The following is a 2,569-nucleotide window of genomic DNA, read 5'->3' on the forward strand; positions in this document are numbered from 1 at the left end:
CAGTTGAAGACTTGATAGCTAAACTTACAATACTTAAAGTTGACATTGCAAGTATAATTGTGAATAAAATCAAAGTCTTTAAGGGTTTTCTTACCACATAAGCTAAGGAATTCTTTATCATAATATACCTTTCTATTTATTTACTATACTTTTATTTTTGATTTCTATTACTTGGTCTGCTTGGTCTGCTAAAGTTTTGCTGTGGGTAACAACTATTACACATTTATTTTTTTCTCTAGCAGCTTCTTTAAGAATATGAATAATATCTAAACCAGTATTTTCATCTAAGTTACCTGTTGGTTCATCAGCAAGTATAATAGGCGCATCAGAAGCCAAGGCTCTAGCAATGGCTACCCTTTGTTGTTGTCCACCGGATAATTTCATTACATTTCTATTTATTTGCTCTTTAGCTAAGCCAACTCTCATTAAGATATTTTCACTAGCATTTTTATCTACTAGTCTTACATTTTCAAGTGGTGTTAAATAATCAATTAAGTTATAGTTTTGAAAGACTAGAGATATATTATTCTTTCTGTGGTTACTATAACCAGTATTTTTTATATTTTGATTTTTATATAATATTTCTCCCTTTGTCGGACTATCTAGTCCAGCTAGTAAAGATAGCAAGGTCGTTTTACCTGCTCCTGACTGACCAGTTATAGCATAAAATTTTCCTTCTTCAAAAGCATAATTCACTCTATTTAGTACTTTTCCCTTACTATCAGCATAACTATATGATAGATTGTTCATTTTTAATATTTCCATTTTATCTCCTAATCTATTTGTGTTAATATTTCTCTTGGTTTTCTTCTCATTAATTTAAATAAGGCTAAAAATACTGCTAAATCTATTACTAGTATCAATATTACATAGGCAAATATTAGGTTATCAAGATTATAAAAACTGCTTGATTTTGTAAGTAAGTTTGATATATCACCTATATCTTCATTTATATGACTTATCCCTTTTACAAAAGAACTTACCATCAGATTTCCCAATATCCACGAAAGAAGTAAACTTGGTAGAGAAATCATAAATCCTTCTAAAGTCACTTGTCCAAGTATTTCTTTTTTACTTATACCAAGGGAAAGATATATTCCTATTTCATTTATTCTTTCTCTTACATAAAACATATATAATAATAGTAAAACTGCCAAACCTGCAACGACTAAAATTATCATCATAAATTTAATTATCTGGCTTGTAGATTCAATCGAATCAGATAGACTTGCAAAGTTTTTATCATCTTGCTCTATGAAAAATTCATCTTTTCCTATTAACTTTTCAACTTCTGCCATAGTATCTTTTATTTTCTCTGGATTTTTCACAAAATAATAGGCCTTGCTTAGCATATAGTCTTTTTCATTTGAACTTTCCTGACTAGATTTGTAATCAGTATATACAGTATTTTCACTAAAATCAGAAGATAAACCAGTATTTTCTTCTTGCTTTATACCTTCGAAAATTCCAACAATTGTATATTTTTTACTTGTTTTTTTATTAGCCGATACATTATTACTTAAATAATCTACATCAATTTGGTCATTAACTTTCAACTTGTTAAGTTTAGCTAATTCCTTATGAATTAGAATTTTGTTCTCATCTTTTTCGTTTAAGTGTCGACCATCTACCAATTTAAAATTTTCACTTTCAAATAAAGGATCTTTGTTTGAATCACTTACAGAATTTACTGCAATTAAGTTTTTGAATTCTTCGGGGATTTCATCTCTTTGTATAGCCTGTTCTTTTTCAATAACCTTTAAATCTTTTAATTGTCCATTCAATTGATTATAAAAACTAAAATCCTTAACATTCTCAATCTCTTTTATCTTATCTAATTGATTCGTCTTAAATTGACTTCTATTTTTTTTACTAATTACAAAATAAGAATTTGAAGACTTGTAAATCTCTTCCTTTATATTTTCATTTGATTTAAATATGCTTATACAGGCATAAAAACTTGAAAGTATTAAAGTCATGGTTACAAACAATATAAGTGTTTTGTAACTATTTCTACTTACATACCTATATGATCTTTTTATAATATTCATCATACCTCCCATGTATTTACTAATATAACCTATGAATATGAAATATATGTGAATCCTTTTTTACAAAAAAATCCTCCTCTAAGCCAGTTAGTCCTAACTTAGGGGAGGATGAATTAAATTATATGCAAATATGAATATTATTTTTACATTAAAGGTGCAAAAATTCTAAGCATTTTTCCTGATAGCCTATAAAATATCGATAGTTCTTTGAAAGAAGTTATAGTTATTTCTTGACATAATTTTTGTGTGTCTATAAAGTCTTTTTTAAGGGTTAAAGCAAAGTCTTTATCATATACCAATACTCCATTTTCATAGTGGAGGTGTAAAGACCTGAAATCCAAGTTAACTGTACCTGCGACAGAAGTTTTATCATCAGACACAAAGGATTTTGAATGTAAAAATCCAGGATTATATTCATAAATTTTTACTCCTGCTTCAATTAATCCTTGATAATATGATCTTGACATGCAAAATGGGATTTTTTTATCAGGTTTACCAGGCATCATTAGTCTAACATC

Annotated in this window: 3 protein-coding genes; all 3 read right to left on the minus strand. The window is 27.9% G+C overall.

The annotated features are described in order from the left end of the window. Window positions 1-132: 132 nt before the first annotated feature. Window positions 133-765 carry an ABC transporter ATP-binding protein gene (locus Q0U66_RS05800; protein ID WP_297378615.1) on the minus strand — a complete coding sequence of 211 codons (633 nt, stop codon included), beginning with the start codon at window positions 763-765 and terminating at the stop codon, window positions 133-135. 8 nt (window positions 766-773) lie between these two features. Further along, window positions 774-2,051, minus strand: coding sequence for an ABC transporter permease (locus Q0U66_RS05805; protein ID WP_297378619.1), 1,278 nt, complete (start codon window positions 2,049-2,051; stop codon window positions 774-776). Window positions 2,052-2,194: 143 nt separating this feature from the next. Further along, window positions 2,195-2,569: phospholipase D-like domain-containing protein (locus Q0U66_RS05810; RefSeq protein ID WP_297378622.1), on the minus strand; the 375-nt coding region annotated here is incomplete at its 5' end.

It is taken from the genome of uncultured Helcococcus sp. (genome assembly GCF_946998255.1).
Taxonomy (GTDB): Bacteria; Bacillota; Clostridia; order Tissierellales; family Peptoniphilaceae; genus Helcococcus.

Excerpts from the sequence above, each read along its gene's own strand:
- Q0U66_RS05800 (WP_297378615.1), bottom strand. The coding sequence starts at position 765 with ATGGAAATATTAAAAATGAACAATCTATCATATAGTTATGCTGATAGT.
- Q0U66_RS05805 (WP_297378619.1), bottom strand. The coding sequence starts at position 2,051 with ATGAATATTATAAAAAGATCATATAGGTATGTAAGTAGAAATAGTTAC.